Origin of the sequence: Dictyobacter arantiisoli, from assembly GCF_008326305.1 — a bacterium.
GTDB classification, from domain to species: Bacteria; Chloroflexota; Ktedonobacteria; order Ktedonobacterales; family Ktedonobacteraceae; genus Dictyobacter; species Dictyobacter arantiisoli.
The window spans coordinates 1-5,240 of the sequence record NZ_BIXY01000167.1 but is presented as its reverse complement, the minus strand read 5'-3'; the positions used below and the strand labels follow the sequence as shown (position 1 = coordinate 5,240).

General features: G+C 46.7%; 5 protein-coding genes and 1 pseudogene. 5 read left to right on the top strand and 1 reads right to left on the bottom strand.

The window, feature by feature from the left end:
- Nucleotides 1-529, top strand: a 529-nt coding sequence (locus tag F1593_RS27170; RefSeq protein WP_172632503.1) for a lantibiotic dehydratase, incomplete at its 5' end; no start/stop codon positions are given.
- A gap of 102 nt (nt 530-631) precedes the next feature.
- Here the strand turns inward: F1593_RS27170 and F1593_RS30190 are convergent.
- Nucleotides 632-800 (bottom strand): annotated as a pseudogene (locus F1593_RS30190) (IS3 family transposase); the annotation flags it as partial.
- Nucleotides 801-1,124: 324 nt separating this feature from the next.
- Between F1593_RS30190 and F1593_RS28775 the strand changes: the two are divergent.
- The 4 genes from F1593_RS28775 to F1593_RS27155 form a co-directional block, all read left to right on the top strand.
- Nucleotides 1,125-1,298 (top strand): hypothetical protein, encoded by a 174-nt coding sequence (locus tag F1593_RS28775; protein ID WP_172632502.1) that lies wholly within the window; start codon nt 1,125-1,127, stop codon nt 1,296-1,298.
- A 45-nt stretch (nt 1,299-1,343) separates the two neighbouring features.
- A complete protein-coding gene (locus tag F1593_RS27165) occupies nt 1,344-1,544 on the top strand; it encodes a hypothetical protein (RefSeq protein ID WP_149404689.1) in 201 nt (66 codons plus the stop codon).
- A 433-nt stretch (nt 1,545-1,977) separates the two neighbouring features.
- Nucleotides 1,978-3,273 carry a site-2 protease family protein gene (locus F1593_RS27160; RefSeq protein WP_149404688.1) on the top strand — a complete coding sequence of 432 codons (1,296 nt, stop codon included), beginning with the start codon at nt 1,978-1,980 and terminating at the stop codon, nt 3,271-3,273.
- 14 nt (nt 3,274-3,287) lie between these two features.
- On the top strand, nt 3,288-5,240 hold a 1,953-nt coding region (locus F1593_RS27155; RefSeq protein ID WP_149404687.1), incomplete at its 3' end, for a TOMM precursor leader peptide-binding protein.

The window sequence follows — 5,240 nt, the reverse complement described above, 5'->3', positions numbered from 1 at the left end:
CCAGGAGTATGCCCAGCAGCTTCGTGTGGTAATCAATCAGGCTGTGCATATCGTTGGGTCACGAGCTCTTCTTTCTTTTGCAAGAGGAAATGAAAAAGACCAACTTCACTCGATTACATTACAAATGAATCCAGTAGTAAAATATATTCTAGAACATGCTAATTACCTCATCCCTTATCAACAACTCTGCGCAGAGCTGCAATTGGCATTTTCTCAATTGAATGAGGAGCAGATGCATCGTATCCTGCGCCAGCTTCTCGCACGTTCCTTCCTCATTTCGGATCTAAAACCGCCGCTGACCCATCCCTATCCTGCACGCTATGTTCTGGAACGTCTTTCCTCTTTATCAGAGGCGAGATCTTTGAGGGAAACGTTCGAAGCGATTTTAGCCTGTATGGCAGAGATAGACCATGCTGGTTTTGGGAGATCAAGTGCGTCATTTCGGCAGTTAGTAGAACAACAACAACAGCTTCACAAAGGCGTTGCCCCGACATATCAGCTCGATGCAGTGCTCGACCCAGAGGTTTGAGATGAGGAGAACGAAAAACGTTTTGACGTAACGTAACGTAACGTTGACTTTTCTATTATAACATGGAAACTGCTCTACGCCAAACGTTACGTTACATCTGTTGATCCCCACTTGTTCATACATACATGGGCTCATGTATCCGAGCGCCGAATGACAGCGAACGCGATTGTAATACATCTCCATAGAGGTAAAAAGTTCTGATCGCGCTTCATCATGAGATGAGTAGACGGTGCTCCTTACACACACACTCATCTTTCAATGTGCCAAAAAAGTAGGGTAGGCGGCGAGTGGGGTTGCGCCGATATGGCACCTACCAATATCTTTTTCCTCTCTTGCGGTCGATGCTTTCTGCGTGGCCTGGGGCTGCGACATTGGCAAGGCAGGGATGGGATGGGTTAGAATCTCTCAAAACCAGAGAAATCAGTGTTAAAGCGATTCGGGTGCTTCCCCTCTATTAACTAGCCCCCTTTTTAGCCCCCTTTTTAGCTCTACTGGAGGTTTCAACAAGCCGTATTCTTCGGTACACTTACTTTCAATGGTTGTCAAGATACTGACCCTCTCGCGCAAGGGTCAGGTAAAAAAGGAGAAACGAACAATGGAAAAAGAACCTGGTTCTTCAGAAGAGATGCTTGACGCAGCCAGAAAGCAGTTTCTGGAAGAAGATCTCAATATCTTGGATTTTGAGATCGAAGAGCTGGAAAGCCGCTTAGCTTTCACGGTTACCACTGAGGGTTCTGGTGAATCGTGTACTACCGCCTGCTTATATTAGCCCCTGTGATATCACGAGGAACATTCAGAAAAGGAGAAACGGACAATGGAACGAACAATGGAAAAAGAACTCGGCCTTTCAGAAGAGATGCTCAATGCAGCCAGAAAGCAGTTTCTGGAAGAAGATCTCAGTACCCTGAATTTTGAGATCGAAGAACTGGAAAGCCGCCTGGCCTTCACGCTTACCACTGAGGGTGGTGGAAGTAGTGCTACCAGCGGGTCCGAAGGCTGTGTTTGTAGTTTGTAGTTTAGGGTAGAACAACCTTAACTGGTGAAGAGGTTTGCTGGATCTCTCACAGGTGAAAACCTTGTAAAGGAATTGCTTTTTAGGGCGGAGAGGCCAGGAACTGCAGATGTGTCTCACCCAGATATACATGCACAACTCCCCCATTGAGTTACCAGGGATCTGGTCAACTCATATTCAGAAAAGGAGCTGCAGTTCCTGTTCACTGGTTAGCTTTGTCAGTGTGCCTCTCTACCTGGAAGCATTCCTGAAAATCTGTTCACGATCAAGGTTCCGTCTGTATTCAGAAGGGATGGAATCTTCGGCGAAGACAGCCCTGTTAGCAAGAGATTGTGGTAGGAGGAGTTCTTTTACACAGAGATTTTCTGGGTAAGGAATCAAACTTTCAGATGAAAGACATAATCGATATGATTGATCAGTGTAAGGAGAATGAAGTATGAGCATTGCCACAGAGGATAAACATACTCTACAACAACACCCTCGGGTACTCACTGATCTGGTTTATGTTCAAACTTCCCCACAACATTACCTGGTAAAGGATACCCAAACTGGCCGCTACTTCCGCTTGAGCGCAGCGGTTGTCTGTATTATGCAGAGTCTGGATGGGACGAAAACTCCCGACGTGATAGGTGCAGAGTTGGGCCTGAATGTGGCCTCCGTCCTGTATACTGTCGATCAACTTGCACGGCTTTTTCTTCTCGAGACAGACACAGATGGACCAGAGCAAAGGAAGAAAAAGCTCAAGAGCCAACGTCACTGGCTCATGCGCATTTCGCTCCTGCGTAAAGATCTGATCACAACTGATCTCTGGATGGATCGCGTCTATCAGGTGCTCCGCCTCAAATATGTTTTTTCTCCCTGGTTTGGTGTCGCTTTGCTTGTTCTCTATACAGGGGCTCTTCTTCTGTCTCTTCACTACCAGGAGCCCATACAGAAGACGATCGAGACAATGACGCAATGGAATGGCTCCTTACCTGGTTTTGTGGTGATAAGCATCGCATTCGATTTTGTGATCTGTCTCTTTCATGAGCTGGCACATGGTTTTGCCTGCAAGCATTTCGGGGGCAAGGTACAGGCTTTCGGCGTTGGTCTCTATTTCTTCCGCCCTGTTTGTTATTGTGATGTCACTGATGCCTGGGCGTTTCCAAAGCGTTCCCAGCGCGTAGTTACTCATGGTGCAGGCATGGCAATGAATTTCTTTCTGACCTCTTTAGCCCTTCTTCTTCTCCCTCTTGGAGCGAGTATCCATTGGCTATGGACCGGCATTATCCTTATTTTGCTGGTCGCCTGCATACGGGCTATTATCAATTTTAATCCACTTATCAGGCTCGATGGCTATTATTTGCTGGCAGATCTCCTGGGTATCGAGAATTTAAGACAAAAAGCGTTTAATTTTCTCTTTTCAAATGTGAGACGCCTGCTCTATAAACTCGGGCTTACACAGATACCACCAGCTCAGCAGATGCTTCGAGGTAATTTTCGAGAAAAGCTGATTTTTCTCTTCTATGGAGTATTTTCGATCAGCTACACAACGATCTGGTGTACCACGCTAGCGATTTCCTATACACACTTGCTCGACCGGTATCTTGGTCCCTGGAGTTGGTGCCTCTTGTACTTTGGGATCGCAGTCGTGATCATATATCCACTCTGGACGCGATGGGAGATGAATAGCCGGAAACATCGCGCGTTTCATAAATACCAGCTTGAACATGATCATCTTAGTAGCAAATAGGAGAAGGTTGGCTTATGCCGCATCTTACAACTATCCGACCTAAATTAAGGCAAACTATAGCCTTTCAACTCGATAATGGGAATCTGCTCTTCACTGGAGATGGGAGATATTTCCTCCTGAAAGGGAGGAGTGCTGTTCGCTGGTTCTCCTCTTTTGGCACGTATCTGGATGGAACACACACGCTTGAGGAACTCTGCCGAGGTATGAATCCAACGGTCTCCGATATGATCGTGAAATGTACACATGAACTCATCCAACAGGGCATTCTCAAGGACGCATCTCCCGAAGATCCTGCGCTGCTGGCAAAAGAGGTCTATCACTATTTTCGGCCACAAATAGAATTCATTGATCATTATGCTGACACCCCGCAGCAACGTTTCAAAGACTTCCGTGAGAGCCGTATCCTGCTGGTTGGTTCCGGGGAGGCACTTATCGCCCTCGGCAATTCACTGCTCAACAATGGCTTACGGGATCTCTTGCTTGCTCCTACCGATACAATGCATAGGTATAGAGAGATACTTACTTCCACGGTGGACAATCTGCGGCAGCATGGTATCGAAGCCTCTCTCTCCCTCCTCGATGCTTCATCACATCGCTCCGATGCTTACCTGGACACCTACGATATTGTGGTCTACTGTTCAGAAAATGGTTCTCTCGACGAGATCTTTGAACTCAATCAGAAATGTCTCGCTCGCCGCATCAAGTTTCTTCCGGCACATATTTTCAACGGAAAGGCATTTATTGGCCCATTGGTGAATCCGACAATAACGGATCCTTGCTGGTTCTGCGGACAGATGCGACTTGCTGCCAACAGTGATGCGGATAGCGCTCGTATGCTCTGGCAAACCCTGGCCTTAAAGGATGCGTTCCGTTTTAAAGAGTCTGCTGTGTCCTATCCTGTGATAAATATGTTGGGGAATAGCCTCAGTTTTGAACTTTTCAAAGTATTCACAGGTATCACCCCTTCTGAAGATAAAAACATTGTAATAGTGAGAGATATTGAAACACTTGCATCAAAGCGTGAATTACTCGTAAAACACCCCAGATGCCCTTTTTGTTCTTTGGTCGATCTTGACATATATACACATCATCTTCTTGATTTTGTTGTGGGAGTGCACGATCATCCAACAACCAGCAAAGACCTCCTTGAAAGAAGTTCTCGCTTGATGGATTCCTCCTTTGGCCTGTTCGGCGCTTTTCAAGATGATGACATTGAGCAAATTCCTCTGCGGTGTACAAAACTGTCGATTTCTACCTCGATCTTTGCGCAAGGAACACATCCAGAAATCACAATGTATAGCCCTGAAAACGTACAGGAGGCGCGTTACGCCGCTCTCCTGGAAGCGGTTTGCCACTATTCGATGGCTCTACCAGACGCGCGAAGTATGCTGCTCATGACCAGAGAGGATGTGCATAAGATCGACAAACAAGCTATCGCTCCAGAAGCTTTTTTAACCTGGTCTGGCATACATCTGAATGAACAAGACAAGCCGCTCAGATGGCTTCCTGCATTTTCTCTCTTCTCAGAGAACATTCATTATGTACCCGCGGCAGCTGCTTATCCATATTCAGAACTGAACAGTCAGAGAAGCTTTGAGAAAACATTGGCTGGATTCGCGGTAGGCTCAACGTTTCGAGATGTGCAGATCAGCGGGATGCTCTCTGCTCTCACCTCTCTACATATAGAAGAGCTTCTGCGTATGCAGAGTGCAGTCATTGAACTAACGCAGAAGGAGATGCCAGCACCTGATCCTGATCTGACATTTCTTCTGACAACAATTCAGCGGTTCCCGCAAACTTTTACGCTCCTGGAAGTGGTGCATAGCTCCCCGGTACATATCATTATCGTCTATACAAAAGAAGACCCTGAAAAGGCCCTGGTGACGCTGGGGTATGGGCTTTCGGGAAGAGAAGCCCTCAAAATGGCTTTACATGGCATGGTCGCGAGGCTACAAGCACAACAAATA